The 26,369-nt window shown below is 60.5% G+C and carries 24 protein-coding genes; 21 read left to right on the top strand and 3 right to left on the bottom strand.

The window, feature by feature from the left end; translation table 11 throughout:
• The first annotated feature begins 93 nt into the window (after positions 1-93).
• From RIN49_RS17670 to RIN49_RS17630, 9 genes are all read left to right on the top strand, one after another.
• Entirely contained in the window at positions 94-582 is a 489-nt protein-coding gene (locus tag RIN49_RS17670) for a phosphatidylglycerophosphatase A family protein (RefSeq protein ID WP_309121479.1), read from the top strand.
• A gap of 461 nt (positions 583-1,043) precedes the next feature.
• Positions 1,044-1,232: a glutamate decarboxylase gene (locus RIN49_RS17665; RefSeq protein WP_138195395.1), complete on the top strand. Its 189-nt coding sequence runs from the start codon at positions 1,044-1,046 to the stop codon at positions 1,230-1,232.
• A gap of 48 nt (positions 1,233-1,280) precedes the next feature.
• Positions 1,281-2,153 (top strand): acetyl-CoA carboxylase, carboxyltransferase subunit beta, encoded by an 873-nt coding sequence (gene accD, locus RIN49_RS17660; RefSeq protein WP_309121478.1) that lies wholly within the window; start codon positions 1,281-1,283, stop codon positions 2,151-2,153.
• Complete coding sequence (locus RIN49_RS17655) at positions 2,143-3,105, top strand: acetyl-CoA carboxylase carboxyltransferase subunit alpha (RefSeq protein ID WP_309121477.1); 963 nt, start codon at positions 2,143-2,145, stop codon at positions 3,103-3,105. The genes accD and RIN49_RS17655 overlap by 11 nt, the downstream gene beginning before the upstream one ends.
• Before the next feature lie 165 nt (positions 3,106-3,270).
• The gene (pyk, locus tag RIN49_RS17650) at positions 3,271-5,025 is read left to right on the top strand and encodes a pyruvate kinase (protein ID WP_309121476.1); all 1,755 of its coding nucleotides are present in this window, start codon (positions 3,271-3,273) and stop codon (positions 5,023-5,025) included.
• Positions 5,026-5,115: 90 nt separating this feature from the next.
• Positions 5,116-5,544 (top strand): acyl-CoA thioesterase, encoded by a 429-nt coding sequence (locus tag RIN49_RS17645; RefSeq protein WP_309121475.1) that lies wholly within the window; start codon positions 5,116-5,118, stop codon positions 5,542-5,544.
• Between the two features lie 3 nt (positions 5,545-5,547).
• Positions 5,548-5,937 carry an FxsA family protein gene (locus tag RIN49_RS17640; RefSeq protein WP_309121474.1) on the top strand — a complete coding sequence of 130 codons (390 nt, stop codon included), beginning with the start codon at positions 5,548-5,550 and terminating at the stop codon, positions 5,935-5,937.
• Positions 5,938-5,988: 51 nt separating this feature from the next.
• Positions 5,989-8,124, top strand: a complete 2,136-nt coding sequence (gene ppk1 / locus RIN49_RS17635; RefSeq protein WP_309121473.1) for a polyphosphate kinase 1 — start codon at positions 5,989-5,991, stop codon at positions 8,122-8,124.
• 278 nt (positions 8,125-8,402) lie between these two features.
• Positions 8,403-8,795, top strand: a complete 393-nt coding sequence (locus RIN49_RS17630) for a VOC family protein (RefSeq protein ID WP_309121472.1) — start codon at positions 8,403-8,405, stop codon at positions 8,793-8,795.
• Here RIN49_RS17630 and RIN49_RS17625 read toward each other — a convergent pair.
• A complete protein-coding gene (locus tag RIN49_RS17625; protein WP_309121471.1) occupies positions 8,761-10,281 on the bottom strand; it encodes a Ppx/GppA phosphatase family protein in 1,521 nt (506 codons plus the stop codon). The genes RIN49_RS17630 and RIN49_RS17625 overlap by 35 nt on opposite strands.
• 220 nt (positions 10,282-10,501) lie before the next feature.
• On the opposite strand from RIN49_RS17625, the gene citZ reads away from it, so the two are divergent.
• From citZ to RIN49_RS17570, 11 genes are all read left to right on the top strand, one after another.
• Positions 10,502-11,617 (top strand): citrate synthase, encoded by a 1,116-nt coding sequence (citZ, locus tag RIN49_RS17620; protein ID WP_309121470.1) that lies wholly within the window; start codon positions 10,502-10,504, stop codon positions 11,615-11,617.
• A gap of 122 nt (positions 11,618-11,739) precedes the next feature.
• A complete protein-coding gene (icd, locus tag RIN49_RS17615) occupies positions 11,740-13,041 on the top strand; it encodes an NADP-dependent isocitrate dehydrogenase (RefSeq protein WP_309121469.1) in 1,302 nt (433 codons plus the stop codon).
• Positions 13,042-13,131: 90 nt separating this feature from the next.
• Positions 13,132-14,073 carry a malate dehydrogenase gene (gene mdh / locus RIN49_RS17610; RefSeq protein WP_309121468.1) on the top strand — a complete coding sequence of 314 codons (942 nt, stop codon included), beginning with the start codon at positions 13,132-13,134 and terminating at the stop codon, positions 14,071-14,073.
• A gap of 183 nt (positions 14,074-14,256) precedes the next feature.
• Positions 14,257-15,303 carry a DUF3231 family protein gene (locus RIN49_RS17605; RefSeq protein ID WP_309121467.1) on the top strand — a complete coding sequence of 349 codons (1,047 nt, stop codon included), beginning with the start codon at positions 14,257-14,259 and terminating at the stop codon, positions 15,301-15,303.
• A gap of 171 nt (positions 15,304-15,474) precedes the next feature.
• Complete coding sequence (locus RIN49_RS17600) at positions 15,475-15,900, top strand: hypothetical protein (RefSeq protein ID WP_309121466.1); 426 nt, start codon at positions 15,475-15,477, stop codon at positions 15,898-15,900.
• A 6-nt stretch (positions 15,901-15,906) separates the two neighbouring features.
• On the top strand, positions 15,907-16,494 hold the full coding sequence (gene yfbR / locus RIN49_RS17595) for a 5'-deoxynucleotidase (protein WP_309121465.1): 588 nt from the start codon (positions 15,907-15,909) through the stop codon (positions 16,492-16,494).
• A gap of 120 nt (positions 16,495-16,614) precedes the next feature.
• Positions 16,615-18,153, top strand: a complete 1,539-nt coding sequence (locus RIN49_RS17590) for a fumarate hydratase (protein ID WP_309121464.1) — start codon at positions 16,615-16,617, stop codon at positions 18,151-18,153.
• A complete protein-coding gene (gene pnpS / locus RIN49_RS17585; RefSeq protein ID WP_309121463.1) occupies positions 18,153-19,949 on the top strand; it encodes a two-component system histidine kinase PnpS in 1,797 nt (598 codons plus the stop codon). The genes RIN49_RS17590 and pnpS overlap by 1 nt, the downstream gene beginning before the upstream one ends.
• Before the next feature lie 75 nt (positions 19,950-20,024).
• Positions 20,025-20,741, top strand: a complete 717-nt coding sequence (locus RIN49_RS17580; RefSeq protein WP_309121462.1) for a response regulator transcription factor — start codon at positions 20,025-20,027, stop codon at positions 20,739-20,741.
• 160 nt (positions 20,742-20,901) lie between these two features.
• Positions 20,902-21,081 (top strand): sporulation histidine kinase inhibitor Sda, encoded by a 180-nt coding sequence (gene sda, locus RIN49_RS17575; RefSeq protein WP_309121461.1) that lies wholly within the window; start codon positions 20,902-20,904, stop codon positions 21,079-21,081.
• Between the two features lie 17 nt (positions 21,082-21,098).
• A complete protein-coding gene (locus RIN49_RS17570) occupies positions 21,099-22,688 on the top strand; it encodes a sensor domain-containing diguanylate cyclase (protein ID WP_309121460.1) in 1,590 nt (529 codons plus the stop codon).
• Between the two features lie 43 nt (positions 22,689-22,731).
• On the opposite strand, the gene RIN49_RS17565 is transcribed toward RIN49_RS17570, so the two are convergent.
• A complete protein-coding gene (locus RIN49_RS17565; protein ID WP_309121459.1) occupies positions 22,732-23,238 on the bottom strand; it encodes a hypothetical protein in 507 nt (168 codons plus the stop codon).
• 95 nt (positions 23,239-23,333) lie between these two features.
• On the opposite strand from RIN49_RS17565, the gene RIN49_RS17560 reads away from it, so the two are divergent.
• Positions 23,334-24,473: a metallophosphoesterase gene (locus tag RIN49_RS17560; protein WP_309121458.1), complete on the top strand. Its 1,140-nt coding sequence runs from the start codon at positions 23,334-23,336 to the stop codon at positions 24,471-24,473.
• A 48-nt stretch (positions 24,474-24,521) separates the two neighbouring features.
• On the opposite strand, the gene cstA is transcribed toward RIN49_RS17560, so the two are convergent.
• A complete protein-coding gene (gene cstA / locus RIN49_RS17555; protein WP_309121457.1) occupies positions 24,522-26,315 on the bottom strand; it encodes a carbon starvation protein CstA in 1,794 nt (597 codons plus the stop codon).
• Between the last annotated feature and the right edge of the window lie 54 nt (positions 26,316-26,369).

Below are 26,369 nucleotides of genomic sequence, written 5' to 3'. Positions count from 1 at the left end.
ACCGGAATCGAGCTTGTCCGCGTACGCGAGTCGCGCGTTTCAGGTCGGGGCTCGGACGGCGGAATAGCCGCGTGCGACGAAGGAGGAGATCGGATGCCGCCGGAATGGATCTTGAACGCGCTTGCCTCCCGTGGAATCGCCTTGGAGCGAGTCGCCGAAATCGTGTTGCAAATGCAAAGACCGTACAACCCCAAGCTCGTGCTGCAAGATTGCTTAGAGAGCGTGTTGTCGGTGTTGGAGAAGCGCGAAGTGCAATACGTGTTCATCACGGGCATCGCGCTCGATATGCTGGCGGAGCAGGGACAGCTGCCCGAACCGCTCCAAAGCTTGATGGAGAACGACGAATCGCTGTACGGCGTCGACGAGACGCTCGCGATGGGCATTACGAACGTGTACGGCATGATCGGACTTACGAGCTTCGGTTATCTGGATAAAGTCAAACCCGGGATTATCGGCGAGCTGAACGATCGATCGAAGGGCATCCATGTGTTCTTGGACGACCTCGTGTCCGGCCTCGCGGCCGCGGCTTCGGCGCGTATCGCGCACCAGGACCCGAACGCGAAGGAGTATGGGACGGGGTAACCGTTAGCGGATACTTGCCGGATAAGCGAATAATCGCAAGGGAAGAGACGCGTTGTCGGCGATGGCCGGCAGCGCGTTTTTCTTTGATGTGCGGCAAATCCTCATACAACCTCTTACACTCCTCCTTCGCGTACACCTTCAACGCCCATCCACTTTAAAGTACAGGAATACGTTGTAGGGTAGGACTCCTGTGTAATTAAGGGACCATGGAGAATCCCTGACAGGCATCGCCGCCTTCGCGCAGAGACATATCGACGTACGAACGGCATACAATGGTTAACGGACATGCCTGACGCGGACATGCCGAGCCTGAGCTTGCGGCGACCGAAGGTCGCTTCCTTGCCCGAAATTCAACGATTATGCTATGATGTTCTCATTGCTTATGCTATCATTTACCTTCATACGGGCGGAACGCGCCCGATTGTGGTACAGGCTTTAATACGCGTCAGGAGGTTGCCACCATGTGGACGGTCATCTACATCGCTCCCACGGCAAAAATCGCGGAACGGATCCGACAGAAGCTGACGGACGAAGGGTTTCTGGTTCAAGTCCGGCCGATCAACTTGACGAAACAGCAGTTCGAGATCTTGGTCCCCGAAGGCGAAGTGGGCGACGTACAGGAAGTGCTGACGACCATTCTTCATATGTAATTGCGGGCTTGCCGCATGCAACGAATTTCGCTTCTGTGAGGTGTGCTTGTGAACGTAAGAGATTGGTTTTCGCATAAACGGAAATACGCCACGATTCCCTCTCCGAATGCCAAGCATGAGATCCCTGAAGGATTAATGAATAAATGTCCGAAATGCGGCCACATTCAATTCAGCAAAGAGGTCGAGAAGAACCTCAAGGTATGCGCCTCCTGCGGGCATCACCAGAAGCTGAACGCCTACGAGCGCGTCGAGCTGACGATGGATGAGGGCCGTCTTTTTGAGTACGACTCCGACATGATTTCGGAAGATCCGCTGGAGTTCCCAGGCTATGCGAAGAAGCTGCAGCAGCAGCAGGAGAAAAGCGGCTTGCTCGATGCCGTGGTGACCGGGGAAGGGACGATCGGGGGCTTTCCCGTCGTGCTCGCGGTCATGAGCTTCGACTTCTTCAGCGGCAGTATGGGATCGGTCGTAGGCGAGAAGATTACGAGAGCGATCGAGAAGGCTACCCAGAAAAACTACCCGCTGATCATCTTTTCCACGTCGGGCGGAGCTAGAATGCAAGAGAGCATTCTTAGCCTTATGCAGATGGCGAAGACGTCCGCGGCGCTCGAGAAGCATAACCAAGCAGGGGGCCTCTTCGTGTCGGTGTTCACCGACCCGACGCTCGGCGGCGTCTCGGCGAGCTTCGCGATGCTCGGCGACGTCATTCTCGCGGAGCCGGGCGCGATCGTCGGCTTCACCGGCCGTATCGTCATCGAACAGACGATCCGCCAGAAGCTGCCGGAAAACTTCCAGACGGCGGAGTTCGACTTGGCCCACGGCCAGATCGACAAGGTCGTGCACCGGAAGGACATGCGCCAAACATTAATCCAACTGCTCGACTTGCACGCGGTGAGGGGAGGTACGTCCGATGCCGGGTGAGATGAATTTCGAGAAACCTTTGGTGGAGCTCCGCCAGAAGATCGACGAGTTGAAGGCGTTCAGCGCCGAACGCGGGATCGACTTCACGGACGAAATCGCTAGACTCGAGGAGCGTTATTCCAAACTCGAGCAGGAGTTGTACACGGACATGAGACCGGCGGAACGCATGCAGTTGGCGCGACACGCGATGCGGCCGACGACAGTCGATTACATCCAGCATATTTTCACGGATTTCATAGAGTTTCATGGCGATCGGATGTATGCCGACGATCTGGCGATCATCGGCGGCATCGCGAAGCTGAACGGCGTGCCGGTGACGGTCGTCGGGCATCAGAAGGGCAAAGACACGAAAGACAATATCGCGCGCCACTTCGGCATGCCGCATCCGGAAGGGTTCCGCAAGGCGCTTCGGCTCATGCGCCAGGCGGACAAGTTCGGCCGTCCGATCGTGACGTTCATCGATACGCCTGGAGCGTATCCGGGCGGTGCCGCCGAGGAACGCAATCAGTCGGAAGCGATCGCGCGCAATCTTATGGAGATGGCGAAGTTCGGCGTGCCGATTATTTGCGTCGTCATCGGCGAAGGCGGCAGCGGCGGGGCGCTCGCGCTCGGCGTCGGCAACCGCGTGCTCATGCTCGAGAACGCCATCTATTCCGTCAGCTCGCCGAACGCCGCAGCTTCCATTCTGTGGAAGGACGCCACCAAGGCGGACCAAGCCGCGGAAGCGATGCGCATTACGGCGAAGGACATGCTCGAGCTCGAGATCGTCGAGGCGGTCGTTCCCGAGCCGAAGGGCGGCGCGCATCGCGACGTGGCCGAGCAGGCGGCGAGCATCAAGCAAGCCGTATGGGAACATCTCGAACAACTTAGGAAGATGACGCCGGAGCAGCTGCGCGAGGATCGATATCATAAATTCCGGAAAATTGGAAAGTTTACTTATATCCCGCGTTGACCTGCAGCAAAGGATCGCCGGCGTGACGAAGCTCACATCCCGGCGTTCTTTGTGCGTTTAGAATTGTTGCGAAGTAAACGAACGTTCGATTCGTCGGATGGGACAACCCTTCCGGCGTTGTAGATAAAAGCAGTATGTGTTGGTAAATAGGGAGGAGCAAAAACCATGCGCAAGACAAAAATCGTATGTACGATCGGCCCCGCATCGGAATCGCCGGAAAACCTGAAGAAGCTGGTGCTCGCCGGCATGAACGTCGCTCGGCTGAACTTTTCGCACGGAGATTTCGAGGAGCACGGCGGACGCATTACGAACATTAAGAAGGTTCGCGAGGAGCTCGGCAAGACGGTCTCCATCCTGCTCGATACGAAGGGCCCGGAAATCCGGCTCGGCAAGCTGAAGGAAGAGCCGATCGAGCTCGTCCAAGGCGAGACGATTACGCTGACGACCGAAGAAATCTTAGGCGACCGCAATCGCGTCCCGGTCAGCTACAACCAGCTGCCGCAGGACGTGCATGTCGGCTCTACGATCCTGATCGACGACGGCCTCATCGGCTTGCGCGTCGAGGAGATCAAGGGCACGGACATCGTCTGCCGCATCGTGAACAACGGTCCGATCAAGAGCCGCAAGGGCGTCAATGTACCGGGCGTGCGCATCAACCTGCCGGGCATTACGGAAAAGGACGCGGCGGACATCCGCTTCGGCATCCAGCAAGGCATCGACTTCATCGCGGCATCGTTCGTCCGCAAGGCGAGCGACGTCATGGAAATTCGCGCCATTCTCGAGGAGCATAACGCGCAGCATATCCAGATCATCTCCAAGATCGAAAACCAAGAAGGCGTGGACAACCTCGCCGAAATTCTCGAGGTGTCCGACGGCCTGATGGTCGCGCGCGGCGATCTCGGCGTCGAAATTCCGGCGGAAGAAGTGCCGCTCGTGCAGAAGCGCATGATCGAGATGTGCAACCGCGCCGGCAAGCCGGTCATTACGGCGACGCAGATGCTCGACTCGATGCAGCGCATGCCGCGCCCGACGCGCGCGGAAGCGAGCGACGTGGCGAACGCGATCTTCGACGGCACGGACGCGACGATGCTATCCGGCGAGACGGCGGCGGGCAAATATCCGGTCGAGTCGGTGCAGACGATGGCGCGCATCGCCGAGCGGGCGGAATCCGCGCTCGAATACCGCGAAATTTTCCTTCGCCAAGCGAACGCGCAGCAGACGAGCGTGACGGAAGCGATCTCGCAGGCGGTCGCCAACTCGGCGCTCGACCTCGACGCGAAGGCGATCATTACGCCGACCGAGACGGGCTACACGGCGCGCATGGTGTCGAAGTACCGTCCGAAGGCGCCGATCATCGCGGTCACGCCGGACGAGTCCGTCATGCGCCGCCTCAACCTCGTGTTCGGCGTGTTCCCGGTGAAGGGCGAGGAAGCCGCGAATACGGACGAGCTGTTCGACATGTCGGTATCGGCGGCGCAGCGCGGCGGCCTTGTCAATCTCGGCGATCTCGTCGTCATTACGGCGGGCGTGCCGGTCGGCCGCTCGGGCGCGACGAACCTGATCAAGATCCATCAGATCGGCCAGATGATCGCCAAGGGTCAAGGCATCGGCACGCAGAGCGCGAGCGGCAAGGTCGTCGTCGCGAAGAGCGCGAAGGAAGCGCTCGAGAAGACGCAAACGGGCGACATTCTCGTGACGATCTCGACCGATAAGGACTATGTGCCGGCGTTCGAACGCGCGTCCGCGGTCATTACGGAATCCGGCGGCATCACGTCGCATGCGGCGGTCGTGGCGCTCAGCCTCGGCAAGCCGGTCATCGTCGGCGTGAAAGACGCGACGACCCTCTTGCAGGAAGGCGCGGAAGTATCCGTATACGCGGAACTCGGAGTCATTTATTCCGGCAAGTCGAACGTATTATAAAAGAATAACCGACTTACAAGCACGCTGCTCGGGCGGCGCCGTCCGGCGCCGCCCTTGTCGTCGTCGGCGAAGAAGAGAGGGGAGCGAAGCATGTCCTGGCATGCGGTGACGGTCCGGGTGCGATATCAGGAGACGGACGCGATGGGCGTCGTCTACCACGGCAATTACGTAACATGGTTCGAGATCGCGCGCACCGACTGGACGCGGGCGCACGGCTACGCGTACCGCGCGATCGAGGAGCGGGGGCTGCTGCTGCCGGTCGTCGATCTTGCGATTCAATATAAGCACCCTGCGCGCTACGACGACGAGGTCGTCGTCCGGTGCAGAATCAAGGAGCTGGGGCCGGTGCGCCTGACGTTCGAATACGAAATCACTCTCGCGGACGAACCGGATCGTCTCCTCGTGACGGGAACGTCCATGCATGTATGGGTCGATCGCGAGTGGAAACCGGTGCGGCTGTCCAAGGCGGCGCCGGACGTCTACGAGGCGTTGTCCCGAGCCGCCGAGAGGAGGGAATAGCCGATGTTCCGATGGATGGTGCTCCTGATGGTGCTCATACCCGCGCTCGAGATTTGGATTTTGCTCGAGACGGGGCGCTTGATCGGCGGCTGGCAGACGTTCGCTTTGATCGTGATCATGGGCTTCGCCGGCGCGTACCTCGCGAAGCGGGAAGGCCGGCGCGTGCTCGAATACGCGAGAGTGGAGCTGTCGCGCGGAATCGTTCCGACGTCGTCGATTCTGGACGGCATTTGCATTTTCGCCGGCGGCTTGCTAATGCTGACCCCCGGGTTCCTAACCGACGCGGTCGGGATCGTGTTGGTGTTTCCGGGGACGAGGTTCATTTTCAAAAGTGCGCTCTTGAAGTTCATCAAGCGGAAAATCGACCGGGGCGAGCTGCGATTCTACCGATAATTCGCGTCTTTACAAAACCTTAACATGATTGGAGCCGGGAGAAGCGGTACGATGAAGGTGAACAGGATTCGGCGCGGAGGGTGGTACGGCGTGACCAAGAAAGACCATGCGGCTAGAGATGTAAGCAATCGCTACGTCAATCGCGACTTAAGCTGGCTGCAATTCAATCGAAGAGTGCTGGAAGAAGCGCAGGACCCGGATACGCCGCTGCTGGAGCGGGTGAAATTTCTGTCGATCGTCTCGTCGAATTTCGACGAATTCGTGAGCGTGCGGGTCGCGGGCATGATCGATCAGATCAAGGCGGGGTATCAGAAAAAGGATTTCTCCGGCTATACGCCTTCCGGCCTCGTCAAGCGCATCATGAAGCGCACGGGCGAGCTCGTGCACGATCAATATAAGACGTACCGGGAGCTTATGCGGCTGCTTGCGAAGGAGGGCATCTGCTACGTCTCGGAGTACGACGACTTGAACGCGACGCAGCGCGCGGCGATGGATCAGTTTTATCACGACATCGTGTTTCCGGTATTGACGCCGATGGCGGTCGATCAGAGCCGTCCGTTCCCGTTGGTGCATACGCTCGGCGTGTACCTCGCGGTCGTGCTGCGGCGCGACGGCGACACCGACGAGGAGCCGTATTTCGCGATCGTGCAAGTGCCTTCGATCTTGCAGCGGACGGTGCAGCTGCCCCGCCGGCAAAACAGCAAGAAGCTCGAATTCATCCTCATGGAGACGATCATCAAGCGGCATATTCATTCGCTGTTTACGGGGTACGTGCCGATCGCCGTCCATTCGTTCCGTCTGACGCGCAATGCGGATATGACGCTCAACGAGGAAGGCGCGGAGGACTTGCTCGAGGAAATCGAAAAGGAGCTCCGCAAACGCCGCTGGGGTTCCCCCGTCCGGCTTGAAATCGAGAAGGGCATGCACCCGTACGCGCTCGAGATGCTGCAAGAAGAATTCGAAGTCGACGATCACGTCTTCGTATACGACGGACCGCTCGATCTGACGTACTTGATGAAATTCGCGGCGACGCTGCCGGGGTACGACGGACTGCGGTATCCGCCGGTGAAGCCCGCCTATCCGAAGGAGCTCGTCGACGAGGAGGGCAAGGCGGGCGGCGATCTGTTCGCGGCGTTCACGAAGCAGGACGTGCTCGTGCATCACCCGTACGAGTCGTTCGACACCGTCACCGACTTCGTCTCGCAGGCGGCGCACGATCCGAAGGTGCTGGCGATCAAGATGACGCTGTATCGGGTGAGCGGCAACTCGCTGCTCGTGCAGTCGCTGGCGCAGGCGGCCGAGGCGGGGAAGCAGGTGACGGTCGTCGTCGAGCTGAAGGCGCGGTTCGACGAGGAGCGGAACATCGCATGGGCGCGCCGGCTCGAGCAGTCGGGCTGTCACGTCGTCTACGGCCTCGTCGGACTGAAGACGCACGCGAAGCTGCTGCTCGTCGTTCGGCAGGAGTCGAGCGGCTTGCGCCGGTACGTTCATGTCGGCACCGGCAACTATAACGACGCGACCGCGAAGCTGTATACGGACGTCGGCTTGTTCACGAGCCATGCCGTCATCGGCGAGGACGCGTCGGCGTTGTTCAACGAGATGACCGGCTACTCGGCTCCGCGGGATTGGAAGGCGCTCAGCGTGGCGCCGAACGGGCTGCGCGATCAGCTGTTCCGGCTCATCCGCCGGGAGGCGGACAACGCCCGCGCGGGGAAGCCGGCTCGCATGATCGCGAAGATCAATTCGCTGTCGCATCAGGAGATCATCGACGAACTGTACGAGGCGAGCCAGGCGGGCGTGAAGATCGACTTGATCGTGCGCGGCGTCTGCAGCTTACGTCCCGGCGTGCCGGGGCTGTCGCAGAACGTGCGCGTCATCTCGATCGTGGACCGGTTCCTCGAGCATTCGCGGGTGTTTTATTTCGAAAACGGAGGCGACCCCGAGGTGTACATCGCCAGCGCGGATTGGATGACTCGCAACTTGACGCGCCGGATCGAGCTGATGTGCCCGGTGTTCGACCGAAAAATCCGGCAAAGCTTGATTCATCTGCTGGAGCTGGCGCTCCGGGACAACGTCAAGGCGCGGGAGCTGCTCCCGAACGGCGCGTATGCGAGGGTGAAGGGCGGCGGCGCGCCGCTGCGGAGCCAGTTCGAGGCGCTGAAGATCGAGAAGTGGAAGGTGCGGTAGGTTGTTTCGATGGGGAACCCGCTCGGTCCGAAGCCGAGCGGGTTTTCTGCGTTTCGGCGAACGTGTCGGCAGCGATCGCGATCGCGTCGAATTTTGAGCGGTTAAGCGAAATGGTATCAAATTTTGAGTAGTCGAGCAGGATGAGCTCAAATTGAGCATAACGTAGGCCCAAACTGAGGCGCGAAATCGGCGGGGCTGTCTGCGATGTTGCAATCGGGAAAAATGTGGTATAATTTATGAAACGATGTTTCGCTACATGAAACGAGGAGGTGGCCCACGTGACATTTTCCTTCGAGGGCATCGACCATATCCAGTTGGCCGCGCCGGCGGGATGCGAGGAAGCCGCGCGTTCGTTCTTCTCCGGCATCCTGGGTTGGACCGAGCTGCCGAAGCCCGAAGCGCTCAAGGGGCGCGGCGGCGTCTGGTTTCAATGCGGAAGACATCAAGTCCATATCGGGGTGCAGGCGGATTTCGTCCCGGCCGCGAAGGCGCACCCTGCGTTCGCGGTCGCCGGGATCGACGCGCTGCGCGAGCATCTCGCGAAGAGCTGCGTCGCGACGATCGACGACGACGCCAGAGCGGGCGAAGGGGTCGTCCGCTTCTTCGCGAACGACCCCTTCGGGAACCGGTTGGAGTTTATGGAGACGGGGATTCGACGATTTGCAGAGTGAGGCCCCACGACTTGCCGAAGTCCTTCGTCAGCGACTGCAGCTCGCGCCGCTCGATGTCCCACGCGCGTCGCGGCTTCACGACGAGGCGCAGCTCCCGCCCGATCGCCCGGGCGGAAAGCGTCGCGATCGGCTGCGTCCCGCTGCGATCGAGCGCGACGGCGACCTGCAGCAGCGCGCCGAGCCGGACGATCAAGCCGAAGTCGGTTTCGGCGAGCAGGTCGCGATGCGCCGCGAACAACGGCTTCAGACGCTTTTCGCTCTTGAACGACGCGATCAAGGCGCATAACAGAATCTCGCGATGCGTCAAGCCGTTCACGCGCGAGTGGGCCATCAAGTAGTAGGTGTGCTTGTAGTAGTTATAGTAATTGATCGAGATGCCGATGCGGTACAAGAGAGCGGCGACGTGCAGATACGTGCCGACCCGCGCGCCGTAGCCGTGTTCCTCGGTCAAGTCCGCGAACAGCTTCATCGCGAGCCGCTCCACATGCACCACATGCTTCAGCGAGACGGAAGGGTGCAGGGCGAGCAGATTGTGCACGCTGTGCTCCAGCACGTCGGTGAACTGCGGCGCCTCCGGACGGAACGTCTCGAAGAAGACGCCGTCGCGAAGCCCCGAACCGCTGATCACGTAGTGCGATGCTCCGCATAAGCGGAACAGGGTATGGAGAATCAGCAGGCCGGGTACAATAATGTCCGCGCGGTCTTTGGAAAGTCCTTCTATCCGCTTGCGCTGCTCGAGCTTCGCGCCGGCGAGCCGCGACAGCCATTCGTCCACGGATTCCTCGGTCATCTGGTAATGATGGGTGATCGGAAGCGAGTACTTGCGATCGCGCTGATCGACTTTACATAACGAACGGATCGTGCCGCCGAGACCGACGAGCGGCAAGCCCGGCGCCGAGGCGATCCACGGCTCGTCCCGAGCCGCGTCCTCGACCGTCCGTACGATGGCCTGGGCGGCGGCTTCGTCGATGTCGCCGTTCTTCCCGAACCGCTTCATCGTATTGACGGCGCCGAACGGGAACGAGACGCTCTTCAAGACGGCGCGGTCCCGGAACAACAGCACTTCCGTGCTACCGCCGCCGATGTCGATGACGAAGCCGTCCTTGATGTCGATGGCGTTGATCATGCCGATGAAGCCGAGCCGCGCTTCCTCGGCGCCCGAGAGCACCTCGACGGCGAGGCCCGTCCGTTCCGTCAGCTCGCGAGCGATTCTCGCGCTGTCGGGGGAGTTGCGCACGGCGGCGGTTGCGACGGCGCGAATGCGAGAAGCGCCATGGTGCTCGCACAGCAGCTGGAACCGTCGAAGCGTGTCGGTAATGTATTGCATATCGCTCTCCGCGATGCGGCCGTCCTTATCCAACCGTTCGCTGAGGCGAGCGGATTCTTTCGTTTCGTCGATGACGCGGTACGCGCCAGACGCCGTGCATTCGTAGACGACCAGGCGGATCGAGTTGGAGCCGATGTCGATGATGCCAATGCGTTCCATGAGCGCCATCCTCCTCGAATTTCGTGTGCGGCGGAGCAAACATTAGCAATATTGTAACCGAGTTTGCGCGGGAAGGAAATGTTCGCGAAAAATGCTTTATGATCGTGATAATGAAGTTTTATGCCGTATTTTGTTTCCTTCTGGCATCAAGTCCGGTATCATGGAAATAAGATGCTGCAATAGTAATCATGATCTTTACGGAAAAAGGAGCGTGTAACCCATGACGGTCACCAAAGGGCTCGAAGGCATCGTCGCAACGACATCCTCGGTCAGTTCCATCATAGACGGCGTCCTCACGTACCGCGGTTACGATATCGACGACCTGGCGGAGAACGCCAGCTACGAAGAAGTCGTATACTTGCTCTGGAACGGCAAACTGCCGAACCGCGAGGAATTAAACGGCTTATTGAAAGACCTTAGCGACAACGCTTCGATCCCGCAACAAGTCGTCGACTTGCTGCGCAGCTTCCCGAAGGAAGCGAACTCGATGGCGGCGCTCCGTTCGGCGGTATCGGCGCTCGCCCTGTTCGACGCCGAAGCGCACGCTTTCGACATCGACACGAACAAGCGCATCGCGATTCGCCTGCAGGCGAAGCTGCCGACGATCGTCGCGGCGTTCGCCCGCGTTCGCCAAGGCCTCGAGCCGATCGCCCCGAAGGCGGGAGCGAAGGTCGCGGAGAACTTCTTGTATATGCTGACCGGCAAAGAGCCGGACGCGGTCGCGATCGAAGCGCTCGACAAGGCGCTCGTCCTTCACGCGGACCACGAGCTGAACGCATCGACGTTCGCGGCGCGCGTCACGGTCGCGACGTTGTCCGACATGTACTCCGGCGTGACGTCGGCGATCGGCGCGCTTCGCGGGCCGCTGCACGGCGGCGCGAACGAAGCCGTCATGGCGATGCTCGAAGACATCGGCAGCATGGATAACGTAGAGGCTTACGTTCAGGACAAGCTGGACAAGAAAGAGAAAATCATGGGCTTCGGTCATCGCGTCTATAAGAACGGCGATCCGCGCGCGAAGCATCTTCAGAAGATGTCCCGCGAGCTCGGCAAGCTGACGGGCGACATGAAGTGGTACGAAATGTCGATTCAAATCGAAGATATCGTCACGGGGCAGAAGGGCCTGAAGCCGAACGTCGACTTCTACTCCGCGTCCGTGTACACCGCGCTCGAAATTCCGCGCGACTTGTTCACGCCGATCTTCGCGATATCCCGCGTATCGGGCTGGACGGCGCACATTCTCGAGCAATACGAGAACAACCGTCTCATTCGTCCGCGCGCCGAGTACGTCGGCCCGACGGACCAGAAGGTCGTGCCGATCGATCAGCGAAAGTAAGACGCGAACTCACACGCAGCGGCAGCGGCGAGGGCGGGACGTTCGACGGAGAGCCGTCGAATATCCCGCTCCGCTTATGAAATAAGCGACTAATATCGTATATCAGGAGGAGAACAATCAAGATGGTACAATTCGAACAATACGCCCTTCCGACGGAAGGCGAACGCATTACGATCGACGCGAACGGCAAGCTGAACGTCCCTAACAACCCGATCATCCCGTTCATCGAGGGCGACGGAACGGGCCCGGACATCTGGAACGCTTCCAAGCGCATCCTCGATGCGGCGGTAGAGAAGGCGTACAAGGGCGAGAAGAAAATCGCATGGTACGAAGTGTTCGCCGGCGAGAAGGCGTTCAATACATATAATTCCTGGCTTCCGGCCGACACGCTGACGGCGATCCGCGAGTACATCGTCGCGATCAAGGGTCCGCTGACGACGCCGGTAGGCGGCGGCATCCGTTCCTTGAACGTCGCGCTGCGCCAAGAGCTCGACCTGTACACTTGCTTGCGTCCGGTTCGTTACTTCGCGGGCGTGCCTTCGCCGGTGAAGCGTCCGGAGCTCGTCGACATGGTCATCTTCCGCGAAAACACGGAGGACATCTACGCGGGCATCGAGTACCAAGCGGAAAGCGCGGACGTGCAGAAGGTCATCTCGTTCTTGCAGAACGAGATGGGCGTGAAGAAAATCCGCTTCCCGGAGACGTCCGGCATCGGCATCAAGCCGGTATCCAAAGAAGGCTCGACGCGCCTCGTGCGCGCGGCGATCGAATACGCGATCAAGCACGGCCGCAAGAGCGTAACGCTCGTGCACAAGGGCAACATCATGAAGTACACGGAAGGCGCGTTCAAGAACTGGGGTTACGAGCTGGCGGAAGCCGAGTTCGGCGACAAGACGTTCACGTGGGCGCAGTACGACCGGATTAAGGAAGAGCAAGGCGCGGACGCGGCGAACGCGGCGCAGAAGGCTGCGGAAGCGGCAGGCAAGATCATCGTGAAGGACGCGATCGCGGACATCGCGCTGCAGCAAGTGCTGACGCGCCCGACCGACTTCGACGTCATCGCGACGCTGAACTTGAACGGCGACTACCTGTCCGACGCGCTCGCGGCGCAAGTCGGCGGCATCGGCATCGCGCCGGGCGCCAACATCAACTACGTCACGGGTCACGCGATCTTCGAAGCGACGCACGGCACGGCTCCGAAGTACGCCGGTCTCGACGTCGTGAACCCGGGCTCCGTAACGCTCTCCGGCGTTATGATGCTCGAGCACCTCGGCTGGCTGGAAGCGGCGGACCTGATCTACAAGGGCATGGAGAAGACGATCGCCGATAAGACGGTAACGTACGACTTCGCTCGCCTGATGGAAGGCGCGACGGAAGTGAAGACGTCCGAGTTCGCGAACCTTCTCATCAAAAACATGGGCTAATATCGGTTTCACTTATCGGGCAAATATCGAACAGCGATGTTCTTTATTTGCCCGTTTTTCCATATGAACTATTTAGGAGGGAATTAACTTATGGCGATTCGTCGCAACAAAATCACGGTCGTAGGCGCGGGCTTCACCGGCGCGACGACGGCATTGATGCTCGCGCAGAAGGAGCTCGGGGACGTCGTGCTCGTCGACATCCCGCAGCTCGAGAACCCGACGAAGGGCAAGGCGCTCGACATGCTCGAGGCGTCCCCCGTGCAAGGGTTCGACAGCAACATCGTCGGTACGTCCAGCTACGAAGACGCCGCGGGCTCCGACATCGTCATCATTACGGCCGGCATCGCGCGCAAGCCGGGCATGAGCCGAGACGATCTCGTGAGCACGAACGCAGGCATCGTGAAGTCGGTGTGCGAGCAAGTGAAGGAGAAGTGCCCGAACGCGTACGTCATCATCCTGTCCAACCCGGTCGACGCGATGACGTACGTCGCGAACGAGACGCTCGGCTTTCCGAAGAACCGCGTCATCGGCCAGTCCGGCGTGCTGGATTCGGCGCGCTACCGCACATTCATCGCGCAGGAGCTGAACGTTTCCGTCGAAGACGTCGTCGGGGTCGTGCTGGGCGGTCACGGAGACGATATGGTGCCGCTCGTGCGGTACACGTCCGTCGGCGGCGTGCCGATCGAGAAGCTCATCTCGAAGGAGCGGATCGACGCCATTGTGCAGCGCACGCGCACGGGCGGCGGCGAGATCGTAGGCTTGCTCGGCAACGGCAGCGCATACTACGCGCCGGCGGCGTCGCTCGTACAGATGACGGAAGCCATTCTCAAGGACAAGAAGCGCATCCTGCCGACGATCGCGCTGCTTCAAGGCGAGTACGGGTACGAAAATTTGTTCATGGGCGTCCTGACCGTGCTCGGCGGGGACGGCATCGAGAAGATCATCGAGATCGAGCTGACGCCGGAAGAGAAGGCGGCGCTCGACAAGTCCGCGGAATCGGTCCGCAATGTCATCAAGATCGTGCAAGGGTAACCGTCCGTTCGACGTCGACCGACGGGCAAGAGGCCGCCTTCGAAGCAGTTCGCTGCTCCGCGGGCGGCCTTTTTTCCTTGGAGATTAATGTATAACATTCCGAGAACTACCCATGATAATAGCTAGTCGAGGCGATCGCGTGCGCGAAGGACTCGGTTTCCATAAAGGAGGAAATGAATCGACATGACCATACACCTAGAGACGAAGCTCCGGACGGAACCGCCGATCGAGAACAGCGCTAGGCTGACGTCGGCCGAAGTCGCGAACCTCTGGACGCAATATACGAACGACACGTTAGCGATTTGTTTCATCACCCATTCCCTAGCGAACGCGAAAGATCAAGAGGTCCGCGCCATACTGGAGTTCGCGCTCGAGTTGTCGAGGACGCATGTCGGCAAGGTGAAAGAATTCCTAAGCCGGGAAGGCTATGCGGTTCCGAAAGGGTTTACCGAAGAGGATATCATTAACGCGAGTGCTCCGGCTTTATTTTCCGACGACTTTCTGTTGAATTACTTCTACGTGATGGGACTGTTGGGCTTGACGAGTTACGCCGGCGCGTTATCCACCTCGGCGCGACGGGACCAACGCGAATATTTCACGTTATGCCAAGCGGAGACGGCAGAGCTGTTCAATCGAATCGTGGACGCGTTGGTCGGGAAGGGACTCTATGTCCGGCCGGCGATACTACACGCGGCGCAGCCCGTCGATTTCGTCGAAAAGCAAAGCTACCTGAACGGCTGGTTCGGCAAGGAAAGACCGCTGAACGCCATCGAGGTCAGCAGCGTGTTCTATAATATGGTGAAGATCGAATTGAAAACCGTCTTGGAAATGGCGTTCAGTCAAGTCGTCCAGTCCGACGAGGTTCGTAATTACATGCAGCGCGGCGTGAAGCTCTGTCAGGAACAGTTCATGGCTCTCGAGAAGCGATTGGCCGAAGACGACCTGCCCCCGCCGAGAAAATGGGAGTCCGAAGTAACGAGTTCGACGACGCCTCCGTTTTCCGACAAGCTGATGCTGTTCCATGTCGTCACGCTGATTTCCGCGTCCGCGGCGTTCTACGGCGCGGGGCTGTCGGTGTCGCAGCGGCGGGATATCGCCGTGCAGTACGCGAAACTGATCGCCGAGATGGGATTGCTCGCGGAGGACGGGGTGAACTTGCTGATCCGGATGGGGTGGATGGAGCAGCCGCCCGGCGCCATCGACCGCGACGCATTGCTGGAAAAAAAGTGACGTCCTCGCCGCGCGGGATCAGGGCATATTTGTCCCGCCCCGTGAACATTCCGGAGCGTTCCTTCCCAAGAAGCTTTAAGCCTTCGAATCGTCTCTCCCCGTTGGTAAACGCGGATCGGATAGGCTATACTTAAGGTTGGAACATTCTAGCAACGGATGGAGGAACCTCTCATGGTAGGCATTGTGTTATTTCTGCACGCGCTTGGCGCGCTGACGGTCGGATTTTATTTGCTGCTGCCGTTCATGGCGAGTCGGTTAGCCGGCTTAAACCCGCAGGCGCAGGTCGGCTTCGCGCGGGTGCTCTTCGGCCTGAACCGCATCGGGCAATGGCTGTTGATCGCGCAATTTTTGACGGGCGGCTATCTGATCAGCCAGTACGACAAATCCGTTCCGTGGATGGTCGTCGTCATCGTGCTGTTTCTCGGGATCGGCGCGATGTCCGGCATGATCGCGGGTCCGCTGAAGCGGATCATCGCGAACGGCGGCGAAGGGAAGGCGGCCGAGTCGAAAGACGCGTCGAAGCTGTCGACGTTCAGCGGGATCGCGGCTCTGCTCTTGCTCGCGCTGCTGATCATGAAGTACTTCGATTTAATCTAAGCACAGATGGAGAGCCATTTCTTCTCGTATTTGTACCGCCTCCGCTATATCGACCGCTGGAGCTTGATGCGGAACACGCATAAGGAGTCGGTTGCCGTCCATTCGTATTATGTGGCGGCGCTGGCCCATCTGCTCTGCACGATCGCGAACGAGGCGTTCGGCAAGGCGGTGCCGACGGATCGCGTCGTGTCGATGGCGCTGTTCCACGATGCGACGGAGGTGTTCGTCGGCGACGTGGCCGCCCCCGTCAAGGCGAGCAATCCGGATGTGCGGCGCAGCTTCCGCGAGATCGAGAAGACGGCCGCCGACACGATCGTCCGCATGATTCCGGAGCCGCTCCGGGACGTGTACGAGCCGCTCGTGCACGGGCACGACGACGCGCTGTACGTCTGGGTCAAGGCCGCCGACCTGCTCGACGCGTACTTGAAGGCGTTGTCCGAGCTGACGGCGGGCAACCGCGAATTCGCGGTCGCCAAAGCGCAGCTCGAGAAGTCGTTGAAGAAGCTGAACATGCCGGAGGTCGATTATTTCCTGTCGACGATGGCGCCGTCGTTCGAGAAGACGCTCGACGAGATCGTCGGGACGGAACCATAAAGAGGAGAACCGCAGCTCGCGTCGGGGAAGACGCCGGGCTGCGGTTCTTTTCATGCCGTCCGATATGATATGATAGAGATATATTTAGATCAAGCATTCGAGGGGAGAACCGTACGATCTATGAAACAATTCGAGCAAAGCGTATACGATCTCATCGTTGAGACTTCCACGAACCTGCCCGCGGACGTGCGCCGCGCCATCAAGGCCGGGGCGAAGCGCGAGAGCGCGGGCACCCGCGCCGCGCTGTCGATGGCGACGATCGCGAACAATATTACGATGGCGGAGACGAACGTGTCTCCGATCTGCCAGGATACCGGCATGCCGACGTTCATCGTGCACACCCCGGTCGGCGCCAATCAGATCGAGATGAAGCGGGCGATTCGTTCGGCGATCGCGCGCACGACGAAGGACGGCAAGCTGCGGACGAATTCCGTCGATTCGCTGACGGGCGACAATACGGGCGATAACCTCGGCCCCGGGACGCCGGTCATTCACTTCGAGCAGTGGGAGCGCGACGATATCGAGGTGAAGCTGATCCTGAAGGGCGGCGGCTGCGAAAACAAAAACATCCAATACAGCCTCCCGACGGAGCTGCCGGGTCTCGGCAAGGCGGGCCGCGACCTCGACGGCATCCGCAAGTGCATCATGCACGCGGTGTACCAGGCGCAGGGCCAAGGCTGCAGCGCCGGCTTCATCGGCGTCGGCATCGGCGGCGACCGCACGACGGGCTACGAGCTGGCGAAGATGCAGCTGTTCCGCAAGGTCGACGACGTGAACGAACACGAAGACCTCCGGAAGCTGGAGGACTACGTGCTCGAGAACGCCAACAAGCTCGGCATCGGCACGATGGGCTTCGGCGGCGAGGTGACGCTGCTCGGCTGCAAGATCGGCGTCGCGAATCGACTGCCGGCGAGCTACTTCGTCTCCGTCGCGTATAACTGCTGGGCGTTCCGCCGCCAAGGCGTCTTGATCGACGCCGCGACCGGCGAGATCAACGAATGGGTGTACGAACGCGGAACGGCGCTCGCCATGAGCGAGGAGCAGGCGGCCGCGGAAGCCGCCGAGGCGCAGCCGGAGCGCCGCGAAGTCGTCCTGACGACGCCGATCACGGAAGAGCAAGTGCGGCAGCTCCGCGTCGGGGACGTCGTCATCTTGAACGGACGCATGTACACGGGCCGCGACGCGATTCACAAGCACTTGATGGATCACGACGCGCCGGTCGATCTGAACGGGGCGGCGCTGTACCACTGCGGACCGGTCATGCTGAAGGACGAAGCGGGCTGGCATGTGAAGGCGGCCGGACCGACGACGTCGATTCGCGAGGAGCCGTACCAAGGCGACATTATCAAGAAGTTCGGCATTCGCGCGGTCATCGGCAAGGGCGGCATGGGGCCGAAGACGCTGAAGGCGCTGCAGGAGCACGGCGGCGTATACCTGAACGCGATCGGCGGCGCGGCGCAATATTACGCGGAGACGATTAAGGGCGTAGAAGGCGTCGACTTCATGGAGTTCGGCATTCCGGAAGCGATGTGGCACTTGAACGTGGAGGGCTTCGCGGCGATCGTCACGATGGATTCGCACGGCAACAGCCTGCATGCGGACGTCGATAAGAGCTCCTTCGAGAAGCTCGAGTCGTTCAAGGAGCCGGTATTCCGCTAATGCTGAAGTTCCGGCATCGGCTGACGCTGATTTTCATATTTTTCATCGGCCTGTCGAATATCGCGGCAGGCATCTTTACGATTTCGGTAATGCGAGATTCGCAAATCCACGCGCTCGAGGAAGGGCTCGAGGAGCGGCTGGAGATGTATCTCGCGACGGTGGACTGGGATTATGTGTCCGAGAACTCCGTCGGCGGGGAGATGTTCCGCAAGGAAGCGACTCGCATGGCGCGCAAGACGGGCGCCCGAGTGACGTTCTTCGACGAGGACGGCGTCGCGCTCGGCGATTCCGGCGGCGCCGGGGCGCCGGCGGGCGACGGGCTGCCGCCGGAGATCGCCCGCGCGAAGGGCGGCGCCCCCGGCGTGCACATCCGCCGGGAGCCGTCCGCCGAAGCGCAGACGATGTACGTGGCGATGCCGGCGTCGTTCGGCAAGGCGGGCGTCGGGTACGTCCGATTCGGGGAGAGCATGCAGCCGCTCGACGCCGAGACGCGCCGCATCGCGTCGTATCTCGGCCTCGGCTTGATCGTCATCTTGATGGTCACCGCCTTGATCGCGTACCGGATGTCGCTCAGCTTGACGGGTCCGATCGAGAAGATGACGCGAGTCGCCTACCAGATTACGAATATGAATTATCGCGCGCGGATCGCGATCCCGAACAAAGACGAAATCGGCCAGCTCGGGCACGCGATCAACAAGATGTCCGAGAGCCTGCAGTACCAGATGAACCAGATCCAAGAAGACGAGAGCCGGCTGAAGAGCGTGCTCGACAACATGACGAGCGGCGTCGTCATGGTGGACCGGGAAGGGAAGGTCGTGCTGCTCAACCGATCCGCGGAGGAGTTCCTCGGCTTCTCGTCCGCCGAGCTGCTCGGTCAGCGTTATACGCTGACGAAGACGCAGCAGGAGCTGACCCGGATGATCGCCGAATGCTTCCAGCGGCGAGAGCCGCTCCGGGGCGAAGTCGTGTTCCACTATCCCGAAGAACGGACGCTCGATATTCACGCCGTGCCGATGACGATCGCGGAAGACGCCTATGCCGGCATTCTGGTCGTCATGCACGACATTACCGCCATCCGGCGGCTCGAGCGGATGCGCAGCGAATTCGTGGCGAACGTGTCGCACGAGCTGAAAACGCCGATCGCGGCGGTGAAAGGGTTCGCCGAGACGCTGCTCGGCGGGGCGGCGAGCGATCCGGCGACGACGAAATCGTTCCTGCAAATCATCTACGACGAGAGCGAACGGCTCAACCGGCTGATCGGCGACATTTTGGATTTGTCCAAGATCGAGTCGAAGCGGGTGCCGCTGCAGTTTTCCCCGGTGGAGATGAAGACGTTCGTGGAGCGCATCTTCCACATGATGGCTACGGAAGCGAAGAAAAAAGGGATTGCGCTGGAAGCCGCCGTCGATCAGGACGTGTATATCGAAGCGGACGAAGACCGGCTGCAGCAAATTCTCGTCAACCTGCTGTCGAACGGCATTACGTATTCGCACGACGGGGGCCGGCTGCGCGTGCTGGTGGATCCGATCCTCGAGGACGCGGCGCGGCCGGACGAATACGAGCGCGTGCGGATCACGGTGCAGGATTACGGGGTCGGCATTCCGAAGAAGGACCTGCCCCGCATCTTCGAGCGGTTCTACCGCGTGGACAAGGCGCGCACGCGCGTCTCCGGCGGCACGGGGCTGGGCCTCAGCATCGTGAAGCATCTCGTGGAGCTGCACAAGGGGACGATCCGGGTGGAGAGCGAGCTCGGGATGGGGACGCGCTTCATCATCGAGCTGCCGGTACTGCAATGAGGCGGGAGCGCGGTTTCATTTTCCGAAAGATATGCTACTATGAAGGAAAGATCATTCGATGGACGGGGGGTTCCCATGCCGCACAACATTCTGGTCATCGAGGACGAGCCGACGCTGTCCCGTCTGTTGACCTATAACCTGTCGCAAGAAGGCTATACGGTCGATACGGCGGACAACGGGAGCGACGGATTGGCGGCGGCGACGGGGCGGCGGTACGATCTGATCGTGCTCGATATTATGCTGCCCGGGCTGAGCGGGTTCGAGGTGCTGACGAAGCTGCGGCAGCAGGGCGATCGCACGCCGATCATCATCCTTACGGCGCGCAACGCCGAGAACGACGTCGTGCAAGGGCTGAAGCTCGGCGCGGACGACTACATGACGAAGCCGTTCGGCGTCGCGGAGCTGCTCGCGCGAGTTAGCGCCGTGCTGCGGCGGACGCAGCCGAAGGACGGCGAACCGGCGGCTGTCGAGACCGTGCAGGAGAAGGTGATCTCCGTCGGCGACTTGCGGATTTATCCGGAGAAGTACGAGGTCGCCTTAGGCGGGGAATCGATCGTACTCCGACCCAAAGAGTTCGAGGTGCTGTTATATTTGGTGCAGCGGCCGGGGATGGTCGTCACGCGCGACGATCTGATGAACGTCGTGTGGGGCTTCGATTACGTCGGAGGACAGCGGACCGTAGACGTGCATGTGTCCTCGCTGCGCAAGAAGCTGGAGATGAATCAGCAGAGCGTCCAGATCGATTCGATTCGGGGCGTCGGGTATAAGCTGGTCGTCTCTAAGAAATCATGATAAAGCAGGCGGCGTTCGCGGGCTCTTCGGAGCGGCGGACGCCTTTTTTTTCTGCGTAACCATGCGGGCCCGTCCGGAAAATGACGCGCGTCAACTTTCATGGTACGCTCGATCAATTTACGTTAAAGTAAGGGGGGAAACCTTCCAAGGAGGGTGAAAGATGATACGGCAGATGACTGACGAAATACTGCTTCAAGCTTACCGGGATTCGATCAAGCACACTTTGGATCAAGATTTTATCGAGATGCTCGAGCGCGAGTTGAGACGCAGGGGGAAGGCCCCGGCGATCGTCGGAGCGGGGCTCGACTCCGAGCGCGCGGACGAAGCGTCGGACGGATAATTAGAGGGGTACATTGCATGTTTATGCGGGAATGGCGTTCCACTGGTAGGATCAGCTTAACGATCTTATTCGGTGGACTTGTTGTTTTTGCCGTCGTGACGACGACGATCGTTCAGTTGGTTGCCGGGTATCGAGCGGAGCAGAGACTCTTATACGAGACGACCCTCGAGTTGAATCAGTCCACCGCGAATAAGATGGCGACGACGATGGAGGCGCTGCTCCGTTCGATGCGGTCGACGTTGAAGTACGGGGCGCGGCAAGCGGCCCATCACTGGGACGACGACGGCGAGCTTCGGGAGCCGCTGGACATGCTGCTCCACGGGGGCGGCGGGATGTTCAATTCGATCTTGGCGGTGAGCGAGGAGGGGGTCGTAAGGAGCATCTCTCCGCAGTCCGTCGGGATCGAAGGGAAGAACATTTACTCGGAGACGCTAGCGGAGGCGCATCGGCTGCGGGCGCCTTTCTTCTCGCAGCCTTACGTCGGCGCGACCGGACGCCTGATCGTCATCATGTCGGAGCCGATCTTCGCCGACGACGGCGCCTATCTCGGTCTGTTGGCGGGGACGTTGTATCTCCATCAGACGAATGTATTCAACGACGTGTTCGGTTCGGACCTGCTCGACGTCTCCGGAACGTACGCCTATATCGTGGACAGCGGCGGGGAGCTGGTGTTTCATCCTTCCCCTTCGCGGCTCGGGGAAGACGTCAGCGCGAATCCGGCCGTTCAGCATTTGATGGAAGGCCGGAACGGCCGAATGCGCGTCGTCAATACGCGGGGCATCGAGTTTTTGGCCGGATATGCGCATGTGGAGGAGAACGGCTGGGGGATCGTGGCGCAGACGCCGTTGCAATCGGTGGAGAAGGAGCTGCGGCACCATACGTGGAATCGGTTGATGTTCATTTTGCCGGCCTGCCTGCTCATGCTTCTCGCCGCGGTGTACTTGGCGCGCCGGCTCGCGGCGCCGATCGTCTTCCTCTCCGAGGTGGCCGGCAAGCTGTCGCGCGGCGAACGCGTGCCGGAGGCGATGCTGCCCGGCCATTGGAACCGAGAGGCCGACCTGCTCAGCGACTCGATGCGGATGGCGATTCGCACGATGCAGAAGCAGAACGACCAATTGACGAGCGAAGCGATGACGGATCCGCTCACGGGGCTGCCGAACCGACGGGCGATGAACGAGTCTATGGAGCGAATGCTTCTCGCCGAAGAGCCGTTCGCCCTGCTCGTGATGGATATCGACCGGTTCAAGTCGATCAACGACACGTTCGGTCATGCGGTGGGGGACGATGTGCTTCGCTTCTTGGCGAGGACCGTGCAGTCGGCGCTGCGCCCTACCGACTTCTGCTTCCGGTTCGGCGGCGAGGAGTTCGTCGTCCTGTTGGAGCGCTCCGACGCGGCGGCGGCGTTCCCTGCGGCGGAGCGGATTCGCCGGACGTTCGAAGCGACGGACAGTCCGGCCGGTCGGCCGGTTACGCTGTCGATCGGCATCGCGGCCTATCCGGGGTCCGGCATGTCGGCGGAAGCGCTGTTCGAATCGGCGGACGAGGCGATGTATCGCGCGAAGAACGAAGGTCGGAATCGAACGGTGGTCGGGAAGCGGCGGACATAGCGACGGCGGAGCGGGACAGGATCCCGGCTCCGCCGTTGTTTCGTTACGGAAGCTTTCGGAAGCCTTCCTCGCGCATGTACGCTTCGGCTTCGTCGTACGTCTCGAAGGCGGACTCCAAGTGTTGTCCGGCGAAGACGTACCAGAGGTCGTCTTCGAACGTCAGCCGCAGCGTCTGGCCTTCGTCGTTGCCCCAACGGCTTTCGGCGGACGCGGGAGCGGCGGCTTGCGGCTCGGGGCTCGGCGCCGTCGCGGCCCGAGCCTCGCCGTCCGGCCGCGTCGAGAGCGACCGAATCGAGGCGGCGATCCACTCGCGCAGCTCGTCTTCGGACGCGTCGCGCACGTTGACGAAGCCTTTGGCATCGGTTTCCGCGCCCGGGATCAGGGCGGCATACACGTAGCCGTTCCCGTTCGGATGCAGGTGGAAGCCGACGGTTTTCTTTTCGTAGACGCTTTGTTCGTAATGGAAGTTGACCCGGCCGAGCGATACGTCCTTGCGGACGAGCTCCGGGAAGGAAGAGAAGACGGCGAGCTTGCGTTCGAAGTCGAGCATGAGTGAGACGCCTCCGTGTACCGAATTTGATCTGATTGCGATTATAGCATACCCTTGAGTTTATACAGAAACTTACTGTCCGGAGGAACGAATCGATGAAAGGGAGAATCGCGGCGGCCATCGCCATCTTTCTATTGATCTACTCCTTGCTGCAATGGGGGATCGGCTGGCACGGCGCCGCATGGCTGCGGCAGCTGTTCCCCGGCGCCGGCGGCGCGGCGTTCTGGCTGCCGTTCGCGCTGCTCGCTTACGCGTATCTGATCGGGCGCGTGCTGTCCGTCCGCTTCGACGCGGCGCCGCTCCGCGCGTTGATGCGCCTCGGCGCCTACTGGATGGCGGCGATGGTGTACTTGATTCTGATGCTGCCCGCCGCGGATCTCGCCGTCTGGCTGCTCGGCCTCGCGGGGGCGAAGTCGCCCGCGCTCTTCGTCGGCTGGTGCGTCGTCGTCGCCCTCGTCGGCTTGATCGGCTACGGCTCGTGGAACGCCTGGCGGCCGGTCGCGCGCGAGTTCCGCCTTCGCGTCCGCAAGCCGGCCGCGGGTCGGGGGACGCTGCGCATCGCCGTCGCGTCCGATTTGCACCTCGGCGCCCTGGTCGGTCGCCGGCATCTGAGGCGGCTCGTCCGCGACGTCAACGCGTTCGAGCCCGATCTCGTCCTGCTGCCCGGCGATCTGCTCGACGACGATCTCGCCCCGTTCGTCAAGGACAAGCTGGCGGACGTCTTCCGCGGCTTCCGGGCGAGGCTCGGCGTCTATGCGGTGACGGGCAACCACGATCCGTTCGGCGGGAGCGGGGGCGCCGCGTTCGCCGAGGCGATGGCGTCGTCCGGCATCCGCATGCTGATGGACGAAACCCTCGACGTCGGCGGCGAGCTGACGCTCGTCGGGCGGCTCGATCGGTCCGCCGGCCGGTACGGCCTTCGCCGGGCGGACCTCGAGCCGCTGCTGGCGGGGGCGGACCGCCGCCGCCCGGTCGTGCTGATGGACCATCAGCCGCTCGGCTTCGCCGAGGCGGAGGCGGCCGGCGTCGATCTGATGCTGTCCGGCCATACGCATCGCGGGCAGCTGGCGCCGGGCCATCTGATCACGCGAAGATTGTTCGATCTGGATTGGGGCTACGTCTCGCGGGGCGCGTTCCATGCGATCGTCTCCTCCGGCTACGGCTTCTGGGGCCCGCCGATCCGCATCGGGAGCCGCAGCGAATGGATTCAAATTACGTTGGAGCTGGAAGCGTAGAAAGGGGCTGTCCGTAAACCGGACAGCCCCTACCCTATTAAAGCTCCTTTATGCGTTCGTAGCTTTCATTCGAGCTTGCGGCGATTGCAGCAGGGAAACCCATTTATTCATCGCAGCGACCAGAATAATAATGCCTAACGCTAACATCATAATCGACAGCACGCCGTTCACGATGTTGAAGCCGGCCGCGCTCGGGTTGAGATATACGTTCTTGATCATCCAATATCCCGCAACGTTGACCGTCACGAACAGATAGGCGAGCGGTACGAGACAAGTCAGCATATAACGGCGTTTATCCGCAATTTTCAAGATGACGGTAGCGCCGACGATCAATCCGATGGAAGCCATTAACTGGTTAGAGACGCCGAACAGCGTCCAGACGGAGCTGATATCGCCCGACAGGAGCAGATACCCCCAGAAGAAGCAGGCCAAGGCGCTCGCAAAGATCGTTCCCGGAATCCAGTCCATACGCTTCAACGGTTTATATAGCTCGCCGAAGAAATCTTGGATGAGGTAGCGGGACACGCGGGTTCCCGCGTCGATCGCCGTTAAAATAAACACGGCTTCGAACATAATGACGAATTGATAGAAGTAAGGCGCAAGCGTGCTGAACCACGGAATTTTGGTGAAAATATAAGTCATGCCGACAGCGAGCGTTACGGCGCCGCCGGTTCTTCCTTCCAGATCCAATCCGATTGCTTGGGAGAGCTTCGGCAAGTCGACCACGTTCATGCCCAACGTTTGGAACACTTCCGGCTTGGAATTGATCGCGAAATAGTCGGCCGGGTGAAGCGCGGTCGCGGCGACCAACGCCATGATTCCGACGACGCATTCGACCAACATCGCCCCCATGCCAACGATCTTGATATCGCTCCAACGGTCCAGCATCTTCGGCGTCGTGCCGGACCCGATGAAGGCATGGAACCCGGAGATGGCGCCGCAGGCGATCGTAATCGAGATGAACGGCCATACCGGACCCGCGACGATCGGGCCGCCGCCGTGGATGAACTCGGTCAAAGCAGGAAACTGAATCGTCGGATTGATAATAAACACCCCGACGATGAGCGCGATAAATACGCCGACCTTCATGAAGCTGCTCAAATAGTCGCGAGGCGCGAGAAGCAGCCAAACCGGCAAAGCCGCCGCAAAGAAAGCGTATACAGGCAAAATCACCGCAAGCGTCTTATAATCGAACGTTAACCATTCTCCGATCACGGTGTTTTGAATCGAAGGGCCCGCAAACACGCCGATCATAATAAGAAGAAACCCGATAGTGGAAGCTAGTTTCAGATTGCCGGTTTTCTTGTAGAAAAGACCGACGCCCATGGCGATCGGGATCGTGATCCCGACGGCGAACGTCCCCCAAGGGTTGCGTTCCAATGCGTGCAGAACGACCATGGACAAGCCTGCCATCGTGATCGTGATGATGAACAGCATCGCGAGGCCCGTACAGAAACCGGCGATCGGACCCAGTTCTTCTTTGGCGACTTCCGACAAGGACTTCCCTTGCTTCCGCATCGAGGCGAACAGGACGACGGCGTCATGCACCGCTCCGCCGATCACGGCGCCGATCAACAGCCACAGTAAGCCCGGAAGATACCCGAACTGCGCCGCCAAAATCGGTCCGACCAGCGGGCCCGCAGCCGCAATGGCCGCGAAATGATGTCCGAAGGTGACCCATTTGTTCGTGGGAACATAGTCTTTGCCGTCTTGCAACGCATGGGCCGGCGTCGGGACGGAATCGTTCAGTTTCAAAACTTTAACCGCCACAAACGTACAATACAAGCGGTAGGCGATCATCAAAATGCAAATCGAACCGATTACTATTGTAATCGCATTCATTTCAATCCCCTCCCTGATGTCATCATTGCTCTTATCATAATTCATGAAATCAAT

The sequence above is a fragment of the Paenibacillus sp. genome, assembly GCF_031177825.1.
Lineage (GTDB): Bacteria > Bacillota > Bacilli > Paenibacillales > YIM-B00363 > Paenibacillus_AE.
The sequence above is the reverse complement of the archived record's forward strand: the minus strand, read 5'-3'. Positions and strand labels throughout refer to the sequence as shown.